At 68.8% G+C, this 21,428-nt stretch carries 18 protein-coding genes; 7 read left to right on the top strand and 11 right to left on the bottom strand.

The window, feature by feature from the left end:
* The first annotated feature begins 1 nt into the window (after position 1).
* The 3 genes from BV908_RS01450 (at position 2) to BV908_RS01440 (ending at position 5,354) form a co-directional block, all read left to right on the top strand.
* Entirely contained in the window at positions 2 to 2,836 is a 2,835-nt protein-coding gene (locus tag BV908_RS01450) for an ATP-binding protein (RefSeq protein WP_103736984.1), read from the top strand.
* On the top strand, positions 2,833 to 4,002 hold the full coding sequence (locus BV908_RS01445) for a hypothetical protein (protein ID WP_103736983.1): 1,170 nt from the start codon (positions 2,833 to 2,835) through the stop codon (positions 4,000 to 4,002). The genes BV908_RS01450 and BV908_RS01445 overlap by 4 nt, the downstream gene beginning before the upstream one ends.
* A gap of 203 nt (positions 4,003 to 4,205) precedes the next feature.
* The gene (locus BV908_RS01440) at positions 4,206 to 5,354 is read left to right on the top strand and encodes a sensor domain-containing diguanylate cyclase (protein ID WP_246867420.1); all 1,149 of its coding nucleotides are present in this window, start codon (positions 4,206 to 4,208) and stop codon (positions 5,352 to 5,354) included.
* A 67-nt stretch (positions 5,355 to 5,421) separates the two neighbouring features.
* On the opposite strand, the gene BV908_RS01435 is transcribed toward BV908_RS01440, so the two are convergent.
* The 7 genes from BV908_RS01435 to BV908_RS01405 all read right to left on the bottom strand — a co-directional run bounded on the left by BV908_RS01435 (position 5,422) and on the right by BV908_RS01405 (position 13,840).
* Positions 5,422 to 6,297: an alpha/beta hydrolase gene (locus BV908_RS01435; protein WP_015914684.1), complete on the bottom strand. Its 876-nt coding sequence runs from the start codon at positions 6,295 to 6,297 to the stop codon at positions 5,422 to 5,424.
* 14 nt (positions 6,298 to 6,311) lie between these two features.
* Positions 6,312 to 7,775: a M20 family metallopeptidase gene (locus tag BV908_RS01430; RefSeq protein WP_103736982.1), complete on the bottom strand. Its 1,464-nt coding sequence runs from the start codon at positions 7,773 to 7,775 to the stop codon at positions 6,312 to 6,314.
* An 82-nt stretch (positions 7,776 to 7,857) separates the two neighbouring features.
* Positions 7,858 to 9,045: a GGDEF domain-containing protein gene (locus tag BV908_RS01425; RefSeq protein ID WP_103736981.1), complete on the bottom strand. Its 1,188-nt coding sequence runs from the start codon at positions 9,043 to 9,045 to the stop codon at positions 7,858 to 7,860.
* A gap of 80 nt (positions 9,046 to 9,125) precedes the next feature.
* Complete coding sequence (locus BV908_RS01420) at positions 9,126 to 11,150, bottom strand: methyl-accepting chemotaxis protein (protein WP_103736980.1); 2,025 nt, start codon at positions 11,148 to 11,150, stop codon at positions 9,126 to 9,128.
* 254 nt (positions 11,151 to 11,404) lie between these two features.
* Complete coding sequence (gene metW, locus BV908_RS01415) at positions 11,405 to 11,989, bottom strand: methionine biosynthesis protein MetW (RefSeq protein WP_011807201.1); 585 nt, start codon at positions 11,987 to 11,989, stop codon at positions 11,405 to 11,407.
* Positions 11,986 to 13,125 (bottom strand): homoserine O-acetyltransferase, encoded by a 1,140-nt coding sequence (locus tag BV908_RS01410; protein ID WP_103736979.1) that lies wholly within the window; start codon positions 13,123 to 13,125, stop codon positions 11,986 to 11,988. Before BV908_RS01410 ends, metW begins: the two co-directional genes overlap by 4 nt.
* A 136-nt stretch (positions 13,126 to 13,261) precedes the next feature.
* A complete protein-coding gene (locus BV908_RS01405) occupies positions 13,262 to 13,840 on the bottom strand; it encodes a TMEM165/GDT1 family protein (RefSeq protein WP_015914689.1) in 579 nt (192 codons plus the stop codon).
* A 477-nt stretch (positions 13,841 to 14,317) separates the two neighbouring features.
* Here BV908_RS01405 and BV908_RS01400 point away from each other — a divergent pair, with 477 nt between their 5' ends.
* Positions 14,318 to 14,683 carry an RNA-binding protein gene (locus BV908_RS01400; RefSeq protein ID WP_011807204.1) on the top strand — a complete coding sequence of 122 codons (366 nt, stop codon included), beginning with the start codon at positions 14,318 to 14,320 and terminating at the stop codon, positions 14,681 to 14,683.
* Positions 14,684 to 14,924: 241 nt separating this feature from the next.
* Positions 14,925 to 15,398 carry an RNA-binding protein gene (locus BV908_RS01395; protein ID WP_103736978.1) on the top strand — a complete coding sequence of 158 codons (474 nt, stop codon included), beginning with the start codon at positions 14,925 to 14,927 and terminating at the stop codon, positions 15,396 to 15,398.
* A gap of 73 nt (positions 15,399 to 15,471) precedes the next feature.
* Here BV908_RS01395 and BV908_RS01390 read toward each other — a convergent pair whose 3' ends face one another.
* From BV908_RS01390 to BV908_RS01375, 4 genes are read right to left on the bottom strand one after another with little or no spacing between them, the layout of a single operon-like run.
* The gene (locus BV908_RS01390; RefSeq protein WP_103737050.1) at positions 15,472 to 16,284 is read right to left on the bottom strand and encodes an SDR family oxidoreductase; all 813 of its coding nucleotides are present in this window, start codon (positions 16,282 to 16,284) and stop codon (positions 15,472 to 15,474) included.
* Between the two features lie 5 nt (positions 16,285 to 16,289).
* Positions 16,290 to 16,910, bottom strand: coding sequence for an LPS export ABC transporter periplasmic protein LptC (gene lptC / locus BV908_RS01385; protein ID WP_088888014.1), 621 nt, complete (start codon positions 16,908 to 16,910; stop codon positions 16,290 to 16,292).
* A complete protein-coding gene (locus BV908_RS01380; protein WP_103736977.1) occupies positions 16,907 to 17,485 on the bottom strand; it encodes a 3-deoxy-D-manno-octulosonate 8-phosphate phosphatase in 579 nt (192 codons plus the stop codon). Before BV908_RS01380 ends, lptC begins: the two co-directional genes overlap by 4 nt.
* Positions 17,485 to 18,486 (bottom strand): KpsF/GutQ family sugar-phosphate isomerase, encoded by a 1,002-nt coding sequence (locus BV908_RS01375; protein WP_088888012.1) that lies wholly within the window; start codon positions 18,484 to 18,486, stop codon positions 17,485 to 17,487. The genes BV908_RS01380 and BV908_RS01375 overlap by 1 nt, the downstream gene beginning before the upstream one ends.
* A gap of 48 nt (positions 18,487 to 18,534) precedes the next feature.
* Here BV908_RS01375 and BV908_RS01370 point away from each other — a divergent pair, with 48 nt between their 5' ends.
* Together BV908_RS01370 and BV908_RS01365 are read left to right on the top strand one after the other, a co-directional pair.
* On the top strand, positions 18,535 to 20,520 hold the full coding sequence (locus BV908_RS01370; protein WP_011807210.1) for a monovalent cation:proton antiporter family protein: 1,986 nt from the start codon (positions 18,535 to 18,537) through the stop codon (positions 20,518 to 20,520).
* A 70-nt stretch (positions 20,521 to 20,590) separates the two neighbouring features.
* Positions 20,591 to 21,145 (top strand): adenine phosphoribosyltransferase, encoded by a 555-nt coding sequence (locus tag BV908_RS01365; RefSeq protein ID WP_011807211.1) that lies wholly within the window; start codon positions 20,591 to 20,593, stop codon positions 21,143 to 21,145.
* The last annotated feature ends 283 nt before the right edge of the window (positions 21,146 to 21,428 follow it).

Raw genomic sequence — 21,428 nt, 5'->3', positions numbered from 1 at the left:
CATGTTCCACCTGCAAACCCTGGAACTCGTTCACTGGGACTACTGCCAGCGCGTGGCCCTGCCGCTGGACGGCTCCATCATCACGATTGCCGGCCCCAACGGCTCGGGCAAGACCACGCTGCTGGACGCCATGCGCACCCTGCTGGGCCTGCGCTGCTCGGCCCCGCGCGACTACCGCACCTACGCGCGCCACGCCGGCGCGCAGACCGCCTGGCTGCGCGCCGTGGTGGACAACCGGCCGCAGGGCCGGCAAAGCTCCAGCCGCCCGTTTGCGCGCCGCCTGCTCTACAGCGACCAGGTCACGCTGGCCTGCCGCATCGACAAGAACGGGGGCGACTGGCAGCGCCGCTACTGCCTGGTGGAGGGCGATGTCTCCATCGAGCAGCTGCTGGACATGCCCGAGAAGGACCTGGGCTTCATGGGCGTGGAGGCCTGGGGCCGCGTGCTGGCCGCCGCCGGCCTGTCGCCGGCGATTGCGCGCGTGCTCTCGCTGGAGCAGGGCCAGACCGACCGGCTGTGCGAATTCAGCCCGCGCGAGCTGCTGCGCCTGGTGTTCGACGTGTTCGGCGACCAGCAGGTGCTGGATGCCTACGACCAGGCGCGCGAGCACCAGCAGCAGCTGGCGCGCGAGATGGCGCAGGCCGAGCGCGAACTGGACCACAGCCGCGCGCAGCTCTCCGAACTGCACAACCGCGTGACCAGCTACAAGACCTGGCAGATGCGCCTGGCCGAGCGCGAGCGCCTGGCCACCGAGGTGCTGCCCGTGCTCGGCTGGTGGGGCGAGCGCGAGCAGCTCACCAAACAATCGCGCGAGTTGCGCCGCCAGAAGGCCCAGCACCGCGCAGCCCTGGCGGAGCAGGCGGTGCAGAACAAGCGCCTGCTGCACCTGCTGGAGGAAGGCACGCGCGCGCAACAGCAAGCCGAGCAGCTGCGCGCAGAGCGCGACCAGGCGCGCACGCAGCTGGACGAGGCCACACGCCACGAGGCCCCGCTGGAAAAGCTGGCCCAGCGCGAGCAGGAGCTGCTGGCGCTGGTGGACAAGGGCAGCAATGCCGACGAATTGCAGGCCCACCTGGCCCAGTTGCAGGACCAGGAGTCGGCCCTGCAGGACGAGCGCAGCCAACTCACCCAGCGGCGCAAGCTGGCCGCCGCGCAGCTCGCCGCGCTTGAAGGCCAGAGCCTGCCGCCGCTGCCGCCCGAGGTGCTGCGCTTTCGCAAACAACTGGCCAACGCCGGCATCGGCCACCGCTTCGTCGCCGAAACCGTGGAAGTGCAGGACGAGCGCTGGCGCGCCGCCATCGAGGGCGTGCTGCGCGGCCACCGCTGGGTGGTGCTGCTGGACCAGGCCAACGACCTGGCCGAGGCCTGGGAGCTGGGCGAGCGCGAGCGCTACCGCCACTACATCGTCGAGCCGGGCAGCGTGGCGCTGAAGGGCGAGAGCGGCACGCTGCTGGAGCATGTGCGCTTCACCGGGCCCGTGCCGCGCTGGCTGGTGCAGCAACTGCAGAACCTGCGCTGCGTGGCCGACCCGCGCGAGGGCAAGAAGCTGGGCGGCACCTGGATCACACCCCAGGCCTACATGCACGACGGGCGCGGCGCGCGCTCCATGTGGGTGGAGGCGCATGAGCACCAGTTCGGCGCCAGTGCCGTGCAGGCACGCCGCAGCGCGGCCGAGCGCGACCTGGCCCGCATCGATGCGCAGCTGGCACCCGTGCTGGACCAGCTCATGGCCCTCAAGCGCCAGATCACCGACACCCGCCGCGCCCTGGAAGGCCACAGCGCCGCCGAGGAGCTGGCGCGCCGCAGCGACGAGTTTGCCCAGGCGCGCGAGCAGTTGCCCGCCGCCAAGCAGGCGCGCGTGGCCGCCGCCCAGCTGTGGCAGCGCCTGGAGCAGGAATCCACCCGCGCGCATGACCGCCACCGCGCCTTCAACGACGAGCACAAGCGCCTGGAGGCGCAGCTGCAGCGCGCGCGCGGCGACAGCGAGCGCGCCGCGCAGGAGTGGAGCGCGCGCCGCCGCCAGCAACAGGGGGCCGTGGCCCGCAGCCAGGCCCAGCGCGCGCAGTTCCCGGCGCGCTGGATCACGCCCGCCGCCATGGGCGCGCTGGTCGACGAATACGTGAACGACACCCAGGCCAAGCTGCGCCTGCATGCCGTGGAGCAGGAGCTGGAGCAAAGCACCTGGGAGCAGGACGCCACCGTGGAAGAACGCCACCGCCGCATGGACGTGACGGTGCGCGAGCAGGCGGCCAGCCTGTCGGACCACCAGGTCAAGAACGCCCAGGCCGCCACGGCCGTGCTGAACGCGCGCGAGAGTTACATCGAGGTGCTGCGCAGCACGGTGCGCCGCTACCGCAAGAACATCCAGGAGCTGGGCCAGCTGGCCGGTGTGGAAGTGGCGGCCGACCTGCCCCTGCTGGAGAACGACGACACCGTGCTCGCCCAGGCGGGCCTGAAGGTGCATTTCGCCTTCGACGGCAAGGGCAGCATCGGGCTGAACGACGGCGAGGCTTCGGGCGGGCAGCAGGTCATCAAGTCGCTGATCCTGCTGGTGGGCCTGCTGAAAGACGAGGAAAGCGGCTCGGGCGGCTTCGTCTTCATCGACGAGCCCTTCGCCCACCTGGACGTGCGCAACATCCAGCTCGTGGGCCACTTCCTGCGCAGCACGCGCGCGCAGTACGTGCTGACCACGCCCATCACGCACAACCTGGAGGTGTTCGAGCCCGCCGAGATCACCCTCGTGACCAGCAAGAAGCCCGCCGGCAGCCGCTGGGCGCCGCCCATCGCCGTGGCCAAGCGGCGCGGCGTGCCGGAGCTCCAACCCCTCAGCGCATGACCGCCCTGCGCACGCAACCCAACGGGCACAGGCGCCGTACGCGGCACGGCGCACCGTGGACGAGCCTGCCAACGTTGCGCCCCGCCCAACAGGCCCTTTTGTGCGACTGGCTGCGCGCCGACGCGGCAGAACGCCAATGGCAGTCCCTGTTGGACATTGCGGGCGCGCAGCGGCTGGAGCTGGCCGAGGGTCTCCTGGATCTGCTGCTGCATGCCGGTGCGCTGCACACCATGGAACGCTTCATCCACGCCCAGTGGCGCGTCGAACGCATCGTGTGGAGCGATGTGGCCGTGCTGCAGGAGGCCGTGGGCCTGCGCAGCGCAGCCACCCGCGAGAGCGCTCGCCAGCAGTTGGCAGCACAACTGCAGGCCCTGGGCGAGCAGGAGCCCTGGCTAGAAAGCGCTGTGCGCCACTGTCTGGACAGCCGCCAGGGCGAGACGCTGCGCCAGGCGCGCCTGCAGTTGCTGCAAGCCTTGGCCAGTTGGCAGGCCGACCAGCGCTTCGGGTTGCGCCAGGATTTCGCCCAGCACGCGCGCGGCACCACCAAGGCCATCACCCCGACTGAATGGAAATGGCTGCAAGCCCATGTGCCGCTGGAAGCGCTGGGCATCGCCCGCTTCGCGCCGCTGTTGTGGCTGGGCGGCTCGCTCACTCTGAATGCGCCCGGGGGCTGCATCGATGTGGCGGCTGCCGGCCTGTGCGGCCTGCCCACGCGCCTGTTTGGCGCGCCGGCTAGGGTGCGGGCGCCCCGCCGCTACTGGCTGATCGAGAACCGTGCAAGCTTCGAGCGCCAGGCACTGGCGGCCGCGCCCGGCACTTGCGTGGTCTGGCTGCCCGGCCAGCCGCCGCAGAGCTGGCGGGAGGCGATGCAGTGGCTGCTACAGCAAGCCCCCGCACCAGCCGATGTGAGCTGCGACCCTGACCCCGCGGGCGTGGCCATCGCGCTGGCCGCAGGTGCGCTGTGGCATGCGGTGGGCCTGCCTTGGCAGGCCCACCGCATGCAGCCGCAGGACTGGGGCGCGGCCCCGCGCCTCCCGCTGAGCGCACACGACCATGCCTGGCTGCAGCGCCTGCAGGCCGACCCCGACCTGCCAGCCACGCTGCGCACCCTGTGCACCGCGTTGCAAACCCAAGGCCACAAAGCTGAGCAGGAATTCTGGCTGTAGCGCAACCGGCGCCGCACTGCACAGCGGCCGGTACCGCCCGTCAACGCAGTCCCACGACAGGGCATCGGGACAACTCATCGCCCCCTGGCAGGTCAGACCTCCAGCTCACGGCAACTACCTATTCTCAGACCGCGCGCGGCCCGCCTACAGTCCACACAGCGTGCGCGGTCCGCAGCCCCGCGCCTCTGAGAAAAGGAGCTTGCGTGAACCAGGAGGCCACGGGCCGCCGCGGCCTTGCCCAGCGGACGCTGGATGCACTCATCACGACCGATCCCCATCAGCGCATCCGCCTGGCCATGGCGGGGGTGTCGGCGCTGCTGATGCTGGGCTGCATCGGGGCGATGCACCTGGTGGCCGCCGCCGGCCTGACCTATCCCGTGCCGGTGTACTGGTGGACCCTGGCGTGCGGCGCGGGCATCACCACGGTGTTCGTGCTCATCCGCAGCGGCGCCAGCCGGCGCTTTGCCGACCCGTCGCTCACGCTGTTCCAGATCGTCTATGCGATTGCCTGCAACGCGGCGGCCTATGTGATCGCCGGCCCCGCGCGCGGCATTGCGCCGCCCATTCTCGCGGTCATCATGATGTTCGGCGTCTTCGGGCTCACCCCCCGCCAGATGGTGGGCGTGGCGCTCTACGGGCTGGTGGCCTTTGGTGCAGCGGGCGCCGTGGTGCAGTGGTGGCATCCGGCTTGGCTATCGCCCGACAGCCAGCCCCCGGCGCTGTCGGCGGCCTACCTGGTCATGATCGCGGTGGTGCTGGCCAGCAGCACCTTTCTCACCACGCGCGTGCACAGCGCGCGGGCCCGCCTGCGCAGCCAACAGCGCGAGCTGGCCGCCGCCGTGGAGCAGATCCGCGAACTGGCCATCCGCGACGAGCTCACAGGCCTGCCCAACCGCCGCTGCATGCTGGAGATGATGCGGCTGGAGCATGCGCGCGCGCAGCGCAGCCGGCAGCCCCTGCTGCTGGCGCAGCTGGACCTGGACCATTTCAAGGCGGTGAACGACACGCACGGCCATGCGGCCGGCGACGTGGCGCTGCAGTCGTTCGCGCAGACGGTGCACGGCTGCGTGCGGGCCAGCGACCTCCTGGCGCGCTGGGGCGGCGAGGAGTTCCTGCTGCTCATGGCCAATACCCACCCGGCGGACGGCACGCGTCTGCTGGAGCGCGTGCGCGCCACCGTGGCCGCCACGCCCGTGGCCCTGCCAGGCGGCACGCAGCTGTCTCTGACGGTGTCGGTCGGGCTGGCGGAACTGGCCCACGGCGAGAGCACCGCCGCGCTGCTGCAGCGCGCGGACGCGGCCCTCTACGGCGCCAAGCGCCTGGGGCGCAACCGCGTGCTGCTCGCGCACTGAGGGCGGGTTTGCTCCTAAAAAAGTAGCTGCTAGCGCTTGCTACACAAGCGCCGCAGGCCGATTTGGCTCAAGCCGCCACGGGCTGCGCCCGGCGCACCGGGCAGCGCTGCTCCAGCCACGACTCCAGTTGCGCGAACACGGGCGCCGCGTCGCGCTCGTTGAAGATCTCGTGGTACAGCCCCGCAAAGCCCTGGGCATGCACCACGGCCGGGGGCGCCGCTGCCGCGAAGGCACGGCTGCCCGCGGGATTGACGATGCGGTCGTCCTCGCCCCACAGCAGCAGCGTAGGAACCGTCCAGCGCGCGGCGCGCGCCAGCGTGGCGGGGCCGGCATCGGCAATGAAGCGCGCCAACCGCGCGCTGATGCGGTCGTGGCAACGCCGGTCGGCCCGGTAGGCGGCCACCACGGCCGGGTCGTGCGACAGGTGTTCAGGGTTCAGGCCGTTGCCCACGCGCAGGTTGGGCACCAGCCGGGGCAGCGTGGCCAGCAGCAGCTTTTGCAGCGGGTTCATGAAAGTGGCCAGCGCGGGCGACGAGAGCACCAGCGCATCCACGGGGCGCACGCCCCGCGCCACGAAGCTCGCCGCCACCAGCCCGCCCATGCTGTGGCCCAGCAGCACCAGCGGCTCGCCGGGCCGCAGCCGCGTGCGTGTGGCGTCCACCAGGTCCGCCAGGTCGGCCAGCAGGCGCAGGTCGCTGGTGAGGCCGCCTCGCGGCCCGCCGGAGTCGCCGTGGCCGTAGTGGTCGTAGCCGCGCACGCTGAAGCCCCAGCCGTTCAGGCGCTGGGCCAGGGCCTCGTAGCGCCCCGCGTGCTCGCCCAGGCCGTGCACCAGCAGCACGGCGCCGCGGCGCTCCTGCGCGGGCAGCGGCCAGTCCTGTACGGCGAGGTTCTCGCCGTCGCTGGCGGTGAAGGGGCGCAGCGTGGGTTCGCTCAGTTCCTGCATGGCCGTGCGCGTTTTCAGGCCGGCATGCTGGCGATCACCTGCGCCACGGCCGCGGTGAGCTTCTTGGCGTAGGGCACGTGCAGGAACTCGTTGGGGCCGTGGGCATTGCTCTTGGGGCCGAGCACGCCGCAGACCATCATCTGCGCCGTCGGGAAACCGCGGCTCAGCATGTTCATGAGCGGAATCGTGCCGCCCTGGCCGATGTAGCCGCAAGGCGCACCGAAGTGCGCCTGGCTCGCGGCGTTGAGCGCCTGCTCGAACCACGGCGTGATGGCCGGGGCGTTCCAGCCGCTGGCCGCGCCATCGGGGGCGAAGGTGACCTTGGCCTGGTAGGGTGCGTTGTCCTCCAGCACGGCCTTCATCTCCTGCAGGCAGGCGGCGGCGTCCACCAGCGGCGGCAGGCGCAACGACAGCTTGAAGGCCGTGTAGGGGCGCAGCACGTTGCCCGCGTCCTGGAGGGCGGGGAAGCCCTCGGCGCCCGTCACGCTGAGCGTGGGCTCCCAGGTGCGCTTGAGCAGCGCCTGTACCGGGTCGGTGGTGGTGGGCAGGGCAAACACCGTGCTGCCACCGCAATCGGCATGCGCCCAGGGGAAACGCTTGTAGACCTCCTCGCCCAGGATGGCGGCGGTGGCCCGCGCCTGCGCCAGGCGGTCGGGTGGCACCTCGCAGTGGAAGTGCGCAGGCAACAGGCGGCCCGTGGCCGAGTCCTCCAGCCGGTCGAGCACCTGGCGCATGATGCGAAACGACGACGGCACCAGACCCGATGAGTCGCCCGAGTGCACCCCCTCGGTGAGGATCTGGACCTTGAGCGTGCCGCTGGCCATGCCGCGCAGGCTGGTGGTGAGCCACAGCTGGTCGTAGTTGCCCGCGCCCGAGTCCAGGCAGATTACCAGCGCCACGTCGCCCAGGCGGGTCTTCAGCGCGTCGATGTAAGGCAGCAGGTCGGCGGAGCCGCTCTCCTCGCAGGTCTCGATCAGGCCCACGATGCGCGGGTGCGGCACGTTCTGGCGCTTGAGCTCCTGCACCGCGGCCACGCTGGCGTAGACCGCGTAGCCGTCGTCGGCGCCGCCCCGGCCGTAGAGCTTGCCGTCCTCGTACTTGGGTGTCCACGGGCCCAGGTCGCTGCGCCAGCCCTCGAATTCGGGCTGCTTGTCCAGGTGGCCGTACATCAGCACGGTCTGCGTGGACCGCGGCTGGGTGGCCGCCACCTCGAAGAACAGCACCGGCGTGCGCCCCGGCAGGCGCACGATCTCCAACTGCAGGCCCGCCACCTTTTGGGCCTCGACCCACTGCGCGGCGTTGCGCAGCACGGTCTCCAGGTGGCCCTGTTCGCGCCAGTCGGGCGCAAAGCCCGGCGACTTGGCGGGGATGCGGATGTAGTCGGTGAGCTGCCGCAGGATGTCTTCGTCCCACACCCGCCCCACGCGTTCCAACGCGAGTGCGGCATCCAGGGCGGCGGCGGGCAGGCGGTCGTTCATGGCGGAACCTCTGTCGGTGCGCAAAAGGCGCAGGATACGCCAACACCCGCCGCCCGGCGACGGCGATCTGCACGGCGCCCTATTAGTCCACCGCCGGTGCGGGCGCGGGGCGCGGTGCCGCCAGCGCCGTGGACTCCACCCGGTTGCGCCCGGCGAGCTTGGCCGCATACAGCGCCTCGTCGGCCCCCTGAACGAGCCTGTCCCAGCCGTCCGCGGGCTGCAGGGGCCCGCCGCACACGCCGATGCTCACGGTCGCCGGTATCTCCTTGCCGCCACCCACACATGGCAAACGCTCCACCGCGCGGCGCAGCGTCTCGGCAAGCTCCAGGGCCCCGCCGAGCGGGGTGTGCGGCAACAGGACCATGAATTCTTCACCCCCGTAGCGACCCACCGGGTCCTGCGCCCGCAGGCGCGTGCGCAGCAGGTCCGCCACATGGCGCAGCACGCTGTCGCCCGCCAGGTGGCCATGGCTGTCGTTGACGAACTTGAAGTGATCGATGTCCACCAGCATCACCGCGTAAGGCTCGCGCAGGCGCACGGCGCGGGCCACATCGCGCTCCAGCGCCATGATGAGCGAACGGCGGTTGACCAGCCCCGTGAGCGCATCGTGCGCGGCGAAATAGCGGTTGTCGGCATCGGAGCGGTCCTTGCCCATGAGGATGAAGCCCAGCGAACTCAGGATCACCACCACGAAGGCCGCCATGAAGGTGATGGACTGCATGGCGTTGCCCTGCATCAGCCCCTCGGCCGGTATGTCGCGCGTGGCGGCGAGCATTCCGCGCACCCCCAGCAGCAATACCTCCATCACCAGGCCCACGCTGAGCAGCGTCGCGCCGCGCAGGGACGCGGCCGGCCGCTCGCGCCACAGGGACCACAGCACCATGCCCAGCTGCAGCGGCGGCACCACGCCCGCCGTGATGATGCGTGCGCGGTAGTCGTCAATGAAGAACGCAAACAACAGCGCCGTCGCCGCGACCGGCACCGCCATGCGGCGCCACGGCAACGCCCGCCCCTGGAACTGGTGCACGGCCGCCAGCACCATGGCGAACGTGCCCGACAGCAGCGTGTTGGCCAGGACGATGCTGGCCCAGTCGGACACCAGGCCGCGCAGGGCGTACAGCACGTACGTGGAGGTGTGCATCATCAGCCCCAGCGCCCACAGGCTGATGCCCTCGCGGCGCCCCGGCCGCACCGCGCCCAGGGATGCCGCCATGGTGAGGGAAGCCGCCGCGGTCATCAGCAGCATGGTGGGCACATCGAGGAACGGCATGGAAACGGCAAGGGTGGGCGCGCCCCGGGCCAGGCGCGCAGCGCGCGAGGATAACCGCCCCGCCCCGGCGAGGCCCGCACTCAGGTAAGCGCGAGGGCCCCCACGCGCAGGTCGGCCACCTCAGCCATTGGCGCGGGTGCATGCGCAGGTGCCCCAATCAGGGACGCGTCGCCCAGGGCCGGCCCCAGCCTGAACACCTGCACGGCCGCGGCCAGGCGCGCCGCCTGCTCGCGCAGGCTGTGCGCGGCGGCGGCGGACTCCTCCACCAGCGCGGCGTTCTGCTGCGTCATCTGGTCCAGCTGGCCCACGGCCTGGTTGACCTGGCCAATGCCGCCGGCCTGCTCGGACGCTGCGGCCGTGATCTCGCCAATGATGTCGCCCACGCGCTGCACGCTGCCCACGATCTCGCCCATGGTGCTGCCGGCGTCCTGCACGAGGCGCGCACCCGTCTCCACCTTCTCCACCGAGGCCTGGATGAGCTGCTTGATCTCGCGCGCCGCCTCGGCGCTGCGGCCCGCCAGACTGCGCACCTCGCCCGCCACCACGGCAAAGCCGCGGCCCTGTTCGCCGGCGCGTGCGGCCTCCACGGCGGCGTTCAGCGCCAGGATGTTGGTCTGGAAGGCAATGCCGTCGATCACGCCGATGATGTCGGCGATCTTGCGCGAGCTCTGGTTGATGTCGTCCATGGTGGTCACCACCTCGCCCACCACCTGACCGCCGCGGGCCGCCACCTGCGCGGCGGAGGCCGCGAGCTGGTTGGCCTGGTGGGCCGCATCGGCGGACTGGCGCACGGTGGCCGTGAGCTGGTCCATGCTCTGCGCCGTCTGCGCCAGGCTGCCGGCGGTGGCCTCCGTGCGTGCCGACAGGTCCTGGTTGCCGCTGGCGATCTCGGCGCTGGCGGTGTCGATGCTGTCCACAGCCGTGCGCACCTCTTGCAGCATCTGCACGTAGCGCAGGCGCATGCCTTCCACTTCCCGCACCAGCGTGCCGATCTCGTCGCGCCGCCTGGTCTCGAAGCTCTGCGTCAGGTCGCCCTGCGCGACGAGCGTGATGGCCTGCGTGAGCCCGGTCAGCGGCTGGCTGACGCCGCGGCGCAGCATCACGAACAGACCCACGCCCAGCAAGCCGACGGCCAATGCCATCAATCCCCACACGGCCCAGGTGACGTGGCGCTGGCCGGCCATGGCCTCGGCGTCCGGCACCTCGGCAACCACCCACCATCCGCCCTGTGTCTTGCGCAGCAGCGCCCAAGGGTCCTGCGCGCCGGTCGAATACACCGCCGCCGCGTCGCGCACGAAGCCCTCTGGCGCAGCCACCAACGCCTCGAAGAAGGCCCGTGACTGGGGGAAGGCCTCCAGCACCCGCTGGCCCCGCGCCGTGGGGTGGTACACGAAGCCGGCCTGCTCCAGCCCGGCGCCGGGGTTGATCACGTACACGCCGCCGTGCTCGAAAAAGCGTGTCTGCTCCACCTGCTTTTGCAGCATGGCGTGGAAGATGCTGACGTCATTGCCGATGAACAGCAGCGCCACCACCTTGCCCGCCGTGTCCTTGACCGGCAGGTAGTGGCCCATGTAGGGCTTGCCTGCGACCACGGTGATGCCGGTGTAGGGCTCGCCCTTGGCGACTGCCGCGTAGGCAGGATCGGCACGGTCCAGCGGCGTGCCCTGCTGGCGCTGACCTTGCGCATCTTTCACCGAGGTGGTGATGCGCACGAAGTCGTCCCCCTTGCGCGCAAACACCGTGGCCACGCCGCCGGTCTCGTTGGCGAACTTGTCCACCGCGCTGTAGTCCTCGTTGACCAGCGCGCCGAAGCTGCGCAGCTCCCCCGCGCCCTCGTCGAGTTGCATGGTGGCCTCGAAGTAGCGGCGAAAGCCGCGCATGGTGGCCTGGACCAGCTCACGGTTGGTGTTGTCCGCCGCATCCAGCGAATGGGCGACGGCCTGGGTGGTGCCGCCAATGCTCTGCACCAACTGCGCCCGCGTGCTGCTTTCGGTCAGAACCGCCAGGGCCAGCCCCACGCCCACCAGCACCAGGGCCACAAGCCCCAGGGCGGTCAGCGTGACCCGGCGGGCAACGGAATGGTGGGCAAGCGAATCGGCGGCCATGCATGTCTCCAGAAAAAGGGGTGCGCCGGGTCGTCCCGGTCTGTCTGGAAATCTACGGCAGGCCTGCCGTTACATCTATTCACAATATCCCTTACGCGGTCTCACGTACCACGCATCCCGCCCAGAGGCCCGGCATCGGGAACAGAGGAATTTTGGCCTCTAGCGCTTATCCATCAAGCGCTAACAGCTACAATTATAATAGCAAAACCCCGCCGGCGAGAAATGTCCCCTGCGCGCCGGGCTGGACGGTGCGATCAGTCGTGCTCGAAACGGAACACTGCCGTGCCCGCACGCGCATTGGGCAGCCAGCGCACCTCGCGCCCGTCCTGCAGGCCGAAGGCGTCCAGGATGCGCAGCTTGTTCTTGTGCGCCAGCACCTCGAAGTCCTTGAACGTGCCCACGCGGATGTTGGGCGTGTCGTACCACTGGTAGGGCAGGCGCCGGGTGACGGGCATGCGCCCGCGCAGCACCGACACGCGGTTGGGCCAGTGTGCGAAATTGGGGAAGGCGACGATGCCGCTCTTGCCCACGCGCGCAGTCTCGCGCAGCATCACCTCGGCATTGCGCAGGTGCTGCAGCGTATCGATCTGCAGCACCACGTCGAAGCTGTTATCGCCGAACATCGCCAGCCCCTCGTCGAGGTTGAGCTGGATCACGTTCACGCCGCGGCGCACGCAGGCGAGCACGTTGGCGTCGGCGATCTCGATGCCGTAGCCGCTGCAGCCGCGTTCGCGCTGCAGGTAGTCCAGCATCGCGCCATCACCGCACCCCAGGTCGAGCACGCGCGCGCCTTCGGGCACCAGGCGCGCAATGGCTTGCATGGTGGCGTGGTCGCTCATGGTTGTCCTCCCTGCAGCCCCTTGGCAACACTATCAAAATAAGAGCGCACCACGCCCATGTAGCGGGGGTCATCGAGCAAAAATGCATCATGCCCGTGCGGGGCGTCGATCTCGGCGTAGCTCACGTCGCGGCGGTTTTCCAGCAGCGCGTGCACGATCTCGCGGCTGCGCTGGGGCGAGAAGCGCCAGTCGGTGGTGAAACTCACCAGCAGGAACTTGGCACGCGCCACGGCCAGCGCCTGCGCCAGATTGCCGCCATGCTGGCGCGCGGGGTCGAAGTAGTCGAGCGCGCGCGTGATGAGCAGGTAGGTGTTGGCGTCGAAATAGTCGCTGAACTTGTCGCCCTGGTAGCGCAGGTAGCTCTCGATCTGGAACTCGATGTCCTGCGTGCTGTATTTCAGGTCCATGCCCTCGCGCAACTGACGCCCGAACTTCTCGTTCATCACGTCGTCGCTCAGGTAGGTGATGTGGCCGATCATGCGCGCGATGCGCAGCCCGCGCTTGGGGATCACGCCGTGGCGGTAGAAGTGCCCGCCGTGAAAGTCCGGGTCAGTGACGATGGCCCGGCGCGCCACTTCGTTGAAGGCGATGTTCTCGGCCGTGAGGTTGGGGGCGCTGGCCACGACCACGGCGTGGCGCATGCGTTCGGGGTACTGCAGCGTCCAGGAAAGCGCTTGCATGCCGCCCAGGCTGCCGCCCATTACCGCCGCCAGTTGCGCGATGCCCAGGCGGTCCAGCAGGCGCGCCTGCGCATCGACCCAGTCCTCCACCGTGACGACGGGGAAGTCCGCACCGTAGACCTCGCCCGTGTCCGGGTGGCGGTGCATGGGCCCCGTGGACCCGAAGCACGAGCCCAGGTTGTTGACGCCGATGACGAAGAACTGGTTGGTGTCGACAGACTTGCCCGGCCCAATCATGTTGTCCCACCAGCCCTCGCTCCTGGGCTGGCCTGCGTAGCTGCCTGCGACGTGGTGCGAGGCATTGAGCGCATGGCATACCAGTACGGCGTTGGAGCGGTCGGCGTTGAGCGTGCCGTAGGTCTCGTAGGCCAAGGTGTAGTCGCGGATCGAGGCCCCCGACTGCAGCGGCAGGGGCTCGGCGAAGTGCATGGTTTGCGGTGTGGCGATGAACGACATGAAAAAACCCGGCTTCGCTAAACAACGAGGCCGGGTCCGGGTGCGTGCTGGGGTGGCAGGCGTGTCGATCGGTCACGTCTTTAGCTGGATTTGTAAAGCGCCCGCAAGCGGTGCAAATCGGCGCGTCTGCGGGCCATTATGCCAAAGGCGTCGCATCTCCCGCAAACAGCGCCAGCAGGCCCAAGACCAGGAAGATCAACGCAGACACCAGATGCACCACGCGGATCGGCACCTTCTTCACCAGCCGATCCCCCAGCCAGACCACGGGCGCATTGGCCAGCATCATGCCCAGCGTAGTACCCGCCACGACCCAGAAGTAGGCGCTGTACTGCGCAGCCAGCATGACGGTGGCGACCTGCGTCTTGTCGCCCATCTCGGCCAGGAAGAACGCCACCAGCGTCGTGCCGAACACGCCGAAGCGCGGCGCCGCACCGTCACCGTCGTCGTCCAGCTTGTCGGGAATCAGCATCCACACCGCCATGGCAATGAAGGAAAGACCCAGCACCCAGCGCAGCACCTGCGGCCCCAGCACGGTAGTCACCCACGACCCCACCGCGCCTGCCAGCGCGTGGTTGGCCAGCGTGGCCACGAAAATGCCCAGCACGATGGGCCAGGGCTTGCGAAAGCGTGCGGCGAGCACCAGCGACAGCAGCTGGGTCTTGTCACCCATCTCGGCAAGGGTGACGATGGCGGTGGAGACGAGGAAGGCTTCCATGGGGCGGTCGTAATAGATTTCCGGCCGGAAGTACATCGGACAGCATTGACCACGCCCCGACTCCGGCCTGATGGATCGGTACGCGGTCAATGGTCTCGCCCGACCCGCTGTGGCAGCGGGTCCCATGCACCATGGCGCCCAAGGGCCCCAAGTCTGTTGATGCATGCATCCTCTCGCGTCGCAGTCGCAGCGGACTAGCGCGGGGCAGGCTACTCCCCAAAGACAGCGGAGGATTGTATCCGGCGGAAGAAGGCACCTTTTTGCCCAGCTAGACACAGTAGTTACCCTGGAAAGTGTTGCAGGCGCGCAATTACGACATCCTTGGGGTTATGGCAATGCTTGATAATGGCCCTGCAGTTCTGCCATGCGGAAGTGCACGCTGCGGTGTCTGGTCAGTTTCGCGTCTTTGAAGTCGTCACAGGTTTGTTGATTGCGTCGGGCACCATCGCATTTCATGTTTTTTCTAGGAGTCCGATCATGGGCAACAAACTCTACGTGGGCAACCTGCCCTATACCTTCCGCGACCAGGATCTGGAGCAGACCTTCAGCCAATTCGGCGCCGTGCAAAGCGCCAAGGTCATGATGGAGCGCGACACCGGCCGCTCCAAGGGTTTCGGCTTTGTCGAAATGGGCAGCGACGCTGAAGCCCAGGCCGCCATCCACGGCGCGCATGGCCAGAACTACGGCGGCCGCGACCTCGTGGTCAACGAAGCCCGTCCGATGGAACCCCGCCCGCCCCGCAGCGGCGGCGGCTTTGGTGGCGGTGGTGGCTACGGCGGTGGCCGCAGCGGCGGTGGCGGTGGTTATGGCGGCGGCTACGGTGGCGGCCGCTCCAGCTATTGATATTCCGCTGAGTCAAAAAAAGGAGCCCTAGGGCTCCTTTTTTTGCGTCAGATTGACGACACGTGCGTTGAAAACCCCTTGCATCTTTACAAAGGTTCTGGCGCATAATGTTTTGACGAGGCTATTGCCTCGTAGAGGTTGCGGTGATCCGTCAGTTTTCGCGCATAGGGCGTCATTGTGATTAACTGGCTGCGGGTTCGGGACTCCGTCGCTCATTCCATTGTTTTTGAGGAGTCCCTTAATGGGCAACAAACTGTACGTCGGCAATCTGCCGTACTCGGTGCGTGACCAAGATCTGGAGCAAGCCTTCAGCCAGTTCGGTGCGGTGACCAGCGCCAAGGTCATGATGGAGCGCGACACCGGCCGCTCCAAAGGCTTTGGCTTCGTGGAAATGGGCAGCGATGCCGAAGCCCAGGAGGCCATCAATGGCATGAACGGCCAGTCCCTCGGCGGCCGCAGCATTGTCGTGAATGAAGCCCGTCCCATGGAAGCGCGCCCCCCCCGCAGCGGTGGCGGCGGCTTTGGTGGTGGTGGCGGCTACGGCGGCGGCCGCAGTGGCGGCTACGGCGGCGGCGGCGGCGGTGGTGGCGGCTACGGCGGCGGCGGTGGTGGCCGCAGCGAAGGCGGCTTTCGCAGCCCCTACGGCTCCGGTCCACGTGGCGGCGGCGGTGGTGGCCGTGGCGGCTACGGCGGTGGCGGCAACAACGGATATTGATTTTGGCAGGCGCGGGTAAAAGCGCGCTCCACCATCACAAGGCTCCCTCGGGAGCCTTTTGTCCTTCCAGGCCTCAGGGATTGGAAGATCGGCCCTGCCCCGCGCGATGCTTGCGTGGCCGTCCCGCCAGCAGCCGGTCGAACCACGCATCCGGCAATATGCGCAGCAGTTTGGCCACTACGCCCATCTGCCAGGGAATCACCCGGTATGTCGCCCCCGCCTCAATGGCACGGAACGCGCGGTCCGCAAAAGCCTGCGGCGGCAACAGGAAGGGCATGGCATACCGGTTCTCCCGCGTCAGCGGCGTATCCACATAGCCCGGGCAGATCGTCACCACCTGCACGCCGGTGCCGCGCAACTCCCCCCGCAGGCTTTCGCAGTAGCTGATCACCGCCGCCTTGCTCGCGCAATAAGCTCCATGGCCAGGCAGGCCCCGGATACCCGCCACGCTGCCGATTCCCACCAGCCGCCCGCCGCCGCGGCGGACCATCGCATCGATGAACGGATGAAAGGTGGCCGCCATGCCCAGGGTGTTGGTGGCAAAGGTCTGCGCCATGACATCGAGGTCGCCGCGCTGCGCCGTGTCCACCCCGACGCTGATTCCCGCGTTGGCCACCACCACATCGGGCAGCCCTTGGCGCTCCAGACAAGCGTGGCACGCCGCGATGACGCTGTCAGGCTGCGCTACATCTGCGCTATATATTTCATAGCTACCCGCGCTTATCCCTACTGCCATGACCCAGGATTCGATCACATCCACGCGCCGCGCCACAAGGGCCAACCGCCACCCTGCCCGGTGGTAGCGCTCGGCCAGCGCCTGGCCGATGCCGCTGGAGGCTCCAGTGATCAACACCAGCGGGCGATCTTGCGGAGCCGAACGTGACATCTCGGTCAACGGCGCACGGGTGCGGGCATCAGCGTGCCGCGCACGCGGCCGCGCAGTTGCATGACCTGCTCCAGGTTGTCGTAGTCCATGCTGTCGGCGGTGAACGTGTCGGCGCCGCGCTTGAGTGTCACGGGCTGGTCGGAGCGCACGCGCTCTTCATTCACCCATGCATGCAGGAACTCCCCCTGGAACTCCAGCCGCGGCACTGGCGCGCGGCCTTCGGGGGCAGACGCCTCGCGCGTGACGATGGCATTGCCGTAGAGCTGAACCTCGCTGCCGTCCCCGTTGGACAGGGCACGATTCGCACGGGCGGTGACGACGCGCCCCTCCTCGTTCACCGAGCGCATGCGCGCCTGGTCGATCTCCAGCGTGTCGTTGTCCGCGTAGTGGCGCGCCAGGGTGCCGCGGATCTCGCTCTGCAGTCGGCCCGTGGCATCAAAGCTTTTGACCGCGAAGTCGCGCATGTAGTAGTCGGGCTCGTGGCTCACGGGGCGCTCCTGCGCCGGCTGCTGCGGCCGCGGCGCGTTGCGCACCAGCCACCAGGAGCCCAGCGCCAGCAGCCCCATGAGCAGCACGGGCAGGTAGAGCGACAGGCGTTCCCACGCCAGGTGTAGGCGTGAGGTCATACGGCATGCGCGGCCAACAGACCGGCGTAACGGCCACTGGCGACCAGCAGCAGGTCGCAGAACTCCCGCGCCGCACCCGCGCCACCCGGCGCGGCGGTGACATGGTGGGCGACGGCGCGGGCCTCGATGTGGGCCTGCGCGGGCGCGCAGGCGAAGGCCACACGGCGCATCACCGGCAGGTCGGGCCAGTCGTCTCCGATGGCGGCGGCCTGCGGCCACGACAGGCCCAGCTCGGCCAGGATGGACTCGGCCGCCGGGCGCTTGTCCTCGGTGCCGAAACGTGCATGCATCACCCCCAGCGCTTTCAAGCGCAGCCGCAGCGCCGGTGAATCACGCCCCGTGACCACCGCGGGCGTGATGCCCGCCTGCTGCAGCAGCTTGATGCCGTGTCCGTCAAGCGTATGAAAACGCTTGAGGGTCTCGCCCACTTCAGAGAAATACAGGCCGCCGTCGGTCAACACACCGTCCACGTCGAAGAAGGCGACGCGCACCGGCTGCGCCAGCAGCAGGAGTTGCGGATCGAACTGCAGGGCCGGTTGCAGGGGGGGCAGCGGCGTGGCGTTGGACTGGGACATCAGATCACCTTGGCTCGCATCAGGTCGCCGATGTGCACCACGCCCACCAGCACGCCGTCGTCGTCCGTGACCAGCACGCTGGTGATCGAGTGGTGCTCCATGGCCTGCGCCGCATCGGCTGCCAAGGCATCGGCTGCAATGGTGCGAGGGCTGGCATGCATGACATCCTGGGCGCGCGTCTCGCGCAGGTCCACGCCGGCCTCGATGCGCCGGCGCAGGTCGCCGTCCGTAAAGATACCCACGGGCCTGCCCGCATCGTCTACCACCGCGGTGGCGCCCACGCCCTTGGCGCTCATCTCGCGCATCAGGGTGCTGAAATTGGCATGGGGCGGTACATGCGGCACGTCTGCGCCCGCGCGCATGACGTCGCGCACATGGGTCAGCAGCTTGCGGCCCAGCGCACCGCCGGGGTGCGACCGCGCGAAATCCTCGGGACGAAAGCCGCGCGCGTCGAGCAGCGCCACCGCCAGCGCGTCGCCCATGGCCAGCTGCGCCGTGGTGCTGGTGGTAGGCGCCAGGTTCAGCGGGCAGGCCTCGCGCTGCACGCTGCAGTCCAGCACCAGGTCCGCGTGGCGCGCCAGGGTGGACTGCAGCCCGCCCGTCATCGCGATCAGCGGGACGCCCAGGCGCTTGAGCACCGGTAGCAGCACGGTGATCTCGCTGCTTTCGCCGCTGTTGGATAGCGCCAGCACCAGGTCGCCGTTGGTCACCATGCCCAGGTCGCCATGGCTGGCCTCGGCGGGGTGCACGAAGAACGCGGGCGTGCCGGTGGAGGCCAAGGTAGCGGCGATCTTGCGCCCCACGTGGCCGCTCTTGCCCATGCCCATGACCACAACGCGGCCCGTGGTTGCCAACACGCGCTGCACCACCTGCACGAAGCCGCCGCCCAGGCGTTCGCCCATGGCATGCAGCGCCTCGGCCTCCGTGCGGACGGTCTCGCGTCCCAGGCGCAGGGCCTGTTCGGCATTGAAAGACGAGGAAGCGGCAGGAGCGACAGGCATGGATGAATTCTATCGGTCGGCCCACCTGCGGCTCGGCTACGATGAAACATGTCCTCTCTCGCCCTGACCCTGCTTTACCTGCTGGCCGCCGTGCTGGGCGTGGTGGCATGCCGCAGCCTGCGGTTGCCGCCGATGATGGGCTATCTGGCGGCGGGCATCCTCATCGGCCCGCATGCCCTGGCCTTGACGCAGAACTCCGAAGGCGTGCGCCACCTGGGCGAATTCGGAGTGGTGTTCCTCATGTTCACCATCGGCCTGGAATTCAACCTGCCCAAGCTGCGTGCCATGCGCCGCCACGTGTTCGGCCTGGGCCTGCTGCAGGTGCTGGCGTGCATGGCGGCCTTCTCCGCATGGTTGCTGCTGCTGGCGCGGCTGACCGGCGGCGTGTGGGACATGGGCTGGCAGACCGCACTGGCGCTGGGCGGAACGCTGGCAATGAGCAGTACAGCGATCGTCGTGAAGCTGATGTCCGAGCGCGGCGAGCTGGAGAGCGAGCATGGGCGCAGGGTGTTGGGTATTTTGCTGTTCCAGGATTTGGCCGTGGTTCCCATGCTGGTGCTGGTGCCTGCGCTGGGGTCCGAGCCCGAGCAACTGCTGACGGCGCTGGCGGTCGCCCTGCTGAAGGCCACAGTACTCGTGGCGGTACTGCTGGTTGGCGGCCAGCGCGTGATGCGCTGGTGGCTCACGCAGGTGGCGCGGCGCAAGAGCGACGAACTGTTCATGCTCAACCTGCTGCTGGTCACGCTGGGGCTGGCCTGGCTGACCGAACTGGCAGGCCTCTCGCTGGCCCTGGGCGCCTTCATCGCCGGCGTGCTGGTGTCCGAGACCGAATACCGGCACCAGGTGGGCACCGATATCCGCCCCTTCCACGACGTGCTGCTGGGGTTGTTCTTCATCACGGTGGGCATGATGCTCGACTGGCACGTGCTGGTGGAGCGTTGGTCGCTGGTGCTCGTGTTGCTGGCCGCGCCGCTGCTGATCAAGACGGCCATCATCGTCGCGCTGGCCCGCGGGTTGGGGACGACAACGGGCGTATCGCTGCGCACCGCGCTGTACGTGGCGCAGGCAGGGGAGTTCAGCTTCGTGCTGCTGTCGCTCATGCAGGTCCACGGCCTGCTGCAGCCCGCACTGATGAACCCGGTGCTGGCGGCCATGGTGCTGTCCATGCTGGCTACGCCATTCCTCATCCAGTACAGCAACCGCATCGTCATGAAGCTGGTGGCCAGCGACTGGCTGCAGCAGTCGCTGCAGGTGACCACCATCGCGCGCCAGGCCATCAACACCAGCGGGCACGTGCTGATCTGCGGCTACGGCCGCTCGGGGCAGAACCTGGCACGCATGCTGGAGCGCGAAGGCATCGCCTACATGGCGCTGGACCTGGACCCCGACCGCGTGCGGCAGGCCGCCGCCGCGGGCAACTCGGTCGTGTTCGGCGACGCCACGCGCCTGCAGGCGCTCAAGGCAGCGGGCCTGGCGCGTGCGGCCGCCCTGGTCGTCACCTACCTGGACACTCCCGCCGCGCTCAAGGTGATTCACCATGCGCGCACCCACGCGCCACAGCTCCCCGTGGTCGTGCGCACCCAGGACGACTCTCAACTGGAGAAGTTGCAGGAGGCCGGCGCCACCGAGGTGGTGCCCGAGGCCATCGAGGGCTCGCTGATGCTGGCCAGCCACGCACTGGCGTTGGTGGGCGTGCCCATGCGCCGCGTGCTGCGCCTGGTGCAAGACCAGCGCGATGCACGTTACGGCCTGCTGCGCGGCTACTTCCACGGGGCGGACGACGACACGCCGTCCGAACGCGACCAGGAGCGGCTGTACTCCCTGTCCCTGCCCGCGGGCGCCGCCGTGGTGGGGAAGCCGCTGGCCGACCTGCCCCTGCATGGCATCGGCGTGCGTCTGGTCAACGTGCGTCGCGCCAGCGGCGCCATGTCCCCGCCCGACGACCGCACGCCCCTGGCCGAAGGCGACACGCTGGTGCTGTCCGGCCATCCCACCGCCCTGGGCCTGGCAGAGGAGAAGCTGCTGCGCGGCTGATTACACTGTGCGCCCTGGCGGTGCCCGGCAGGGTCTGCACATCCGAATCGTTCTCTCTTTTGCCCCACCCATGACAGCCCTTAGCGTCAACGACTACCTGCGCCAGCACATCCGCACCGTCCCTGACTGGCCCGCGCCGGGGGTGCAGTTCCGCGACATCACGCCCCTGCTGCAAAACCCCAAAGTGTTCCGCGTGCTGATCGACGCCTTCGTGCACCGCTACATGGACCGCGCGCTGCGCCCCGACGTGGTGGCCGGACTGGACGCCCGCGGCTTCATCCTGGGCGCGGTGGTGGCCTATGAGTTGAATGTGGGCTTCGTTCCCATCCGCAAGAAGGGCAAGCTGCCTTTCACCACCGTCGAGGAAACCTACGAACTCGAGTACGGCAGCGCGACCGTGGAACTGCACGCGGACGCGGTCCAGCCCGGCGACCGGGTGCTGCTGATCGACGACCTGATCGCCACCGGCGGCACGATGATGGCCGGCAAGAAACTGCTGGAAAAACTGGGCGCGACCGTCATGGAAGGCGCCGCCATCGTGGATTTGCCGGAACTCGGCGGCTCGGAACGCCTGCGTGCCAGCGGACTGCCGCTGTACACGCTGGTGGACTTCAGCGGCCACTAGGGCCTGTTCACACTATTTTTGCCAGATGCGTTGCGATCAAAAAGGGCCAGGCGCAAGGCGCCAAACGAAGCTGGGGTGCTACCCCAGCGAGGCTTGGCAACGCCGCGAATGGCCCTTTTTGATCGCAACCCGGAGGGAACGGAGTGAAAACCGCGCCATTCGTCGTTGCCCTCCTAGCCAAGGCCCCGGCCTTGGCGTCGTCACGCGCCTAGATTGGCGCGGTTTTCACGCCATTCGCACTGGCAAAAATAGTGTGAACAGGCCCTAGACCGCTGGGCTGCTG

Origin of the sequence: Diaphorobacter sp. LR2014-1 (assembly GCF_002916785.1) — a bacterium.
GTDB lineage: Bacteria > Pseudomonadota > Gammaproteobacteria > Burkholderiales > Burkholderiaceae_C > Diaphorobacter > Diaphorobacter nitroreducens.
This window is presented reverse-complemented; position numbering and strand designations above follow the sequence as displayed.

Coding starts and splice junctions, on each gene's coding strand:
- BV908_RS01450 (WP_103736984.1), top strand. CDS start 2: ATGTTCCACCTGCAAACCCTGGAACTCGTTCACTGGGACTACTGCCAG.
- BV908_RS01445 (WP_103736983.1), top strand. CDS start 2,833: ATGACCGCCCTGCGCACGCAACCCAACGGGCACAGGCGCCGTACGCGG.
- BV908_RS01435 (WP_015914684.1), bottom strand. CDS start 6,297: ATGCAGGAACTGAGCGAACCCACGCTGCGCCCCTTCACCGCCAGCGAC.
- BV908_RS01430 (WP_103736982.1), bottom strand. CDS start 7,775: ATGAACGACCGCCTGCCCGCCGCCGCCCTGGATGCCGCACTCGCGTTG.
- BV908_RS01425 (WP_103736981.1), bottom strand. CDS start 9,045: ATGCCGTTCCTCGATGTGCCCACCATGCTGCTGATGACCGCGGCGGCT.
- BV908_RS01420 (WP_103736980.1), bottom strand. CDS start 11,150: ATGGCCGCCGATTCGCTTGCCCACCATTCCGTTGCCCGCCGGGTCACG.
- metW (WP_011807201.1), bottom strand. CDS start 11,989: ATGAGCGACCACGCCACCATGCAAGCCATTGCGCGCCTGGTGCCCGAA.
- BV908_RS01410 (WP_103736979.1), bottom strand. CDS start 13,125: ATGTCGTTCATCGCCACACCGCAAACCATGCACTTCGCCGAGCCCCTG.
- BV908_RS01405 (WP_015914689.1), bottom strand. CDS start 13,840: ATGGAAGCCTTCCTCGTCTCCACCGCCATCGTCACCCTTGCCGAGATG.
- BV908_RS01400 (WP_011807204.1), top strand. CDS start 14,318: ATGGGCAACAAACTCTACGTGGGCAACCTGCCCTATACCTTCCGCGAC.
- BV908_RS01395 (WP_103736978.1), top strand. CDS start 14,925: ATGGGCAACAAACTGTACGTCGGCAATCTGCCGTACTCGGTGCGTGAC.
- BV908_RS01390 (WP_103737050.1), bottom strand. CDS start 16,284: ATGTCACGTTCGGCTCCGCAAGATCGCCCGCTGGTGTTGATCACTGGA.
- lptC (WP_088888014.1), bottom strand. CDS start 16,910: ATGACCTCACGCCTACACCTGGCGTGGGAACGCCTGTCGCTCTACCTG.
- BV908_RS01380 (WP_103736977.1), bottom strand. CDS start 17,485: ATGTCCCAGTCCAACGCCACGCCGCTGCCCCCCCTGCAACCGGCCCTG.
- BV908_RS01375 (WP_088888012.1), bottom strand. CDS start 18,486: ATGCCTGTCGCTCCTGCCGCTTCCTCGTCTTTCAATGCCGAACAGGCC.
- BV908_RS01370 (WP_011807210.1), top strand. CDS start 18,535: ATGTCCTCTCTCGCCCTGACCCTGCTTTACCTGCTGGCCGCCGTGCTG.
- BV908_RS01365 (WP_011807211.1), top strand. CDS start 20,591: ATGACAGCCCTTAGCGTCAACGACTACCTGCGCCAGCACATCCGCACC.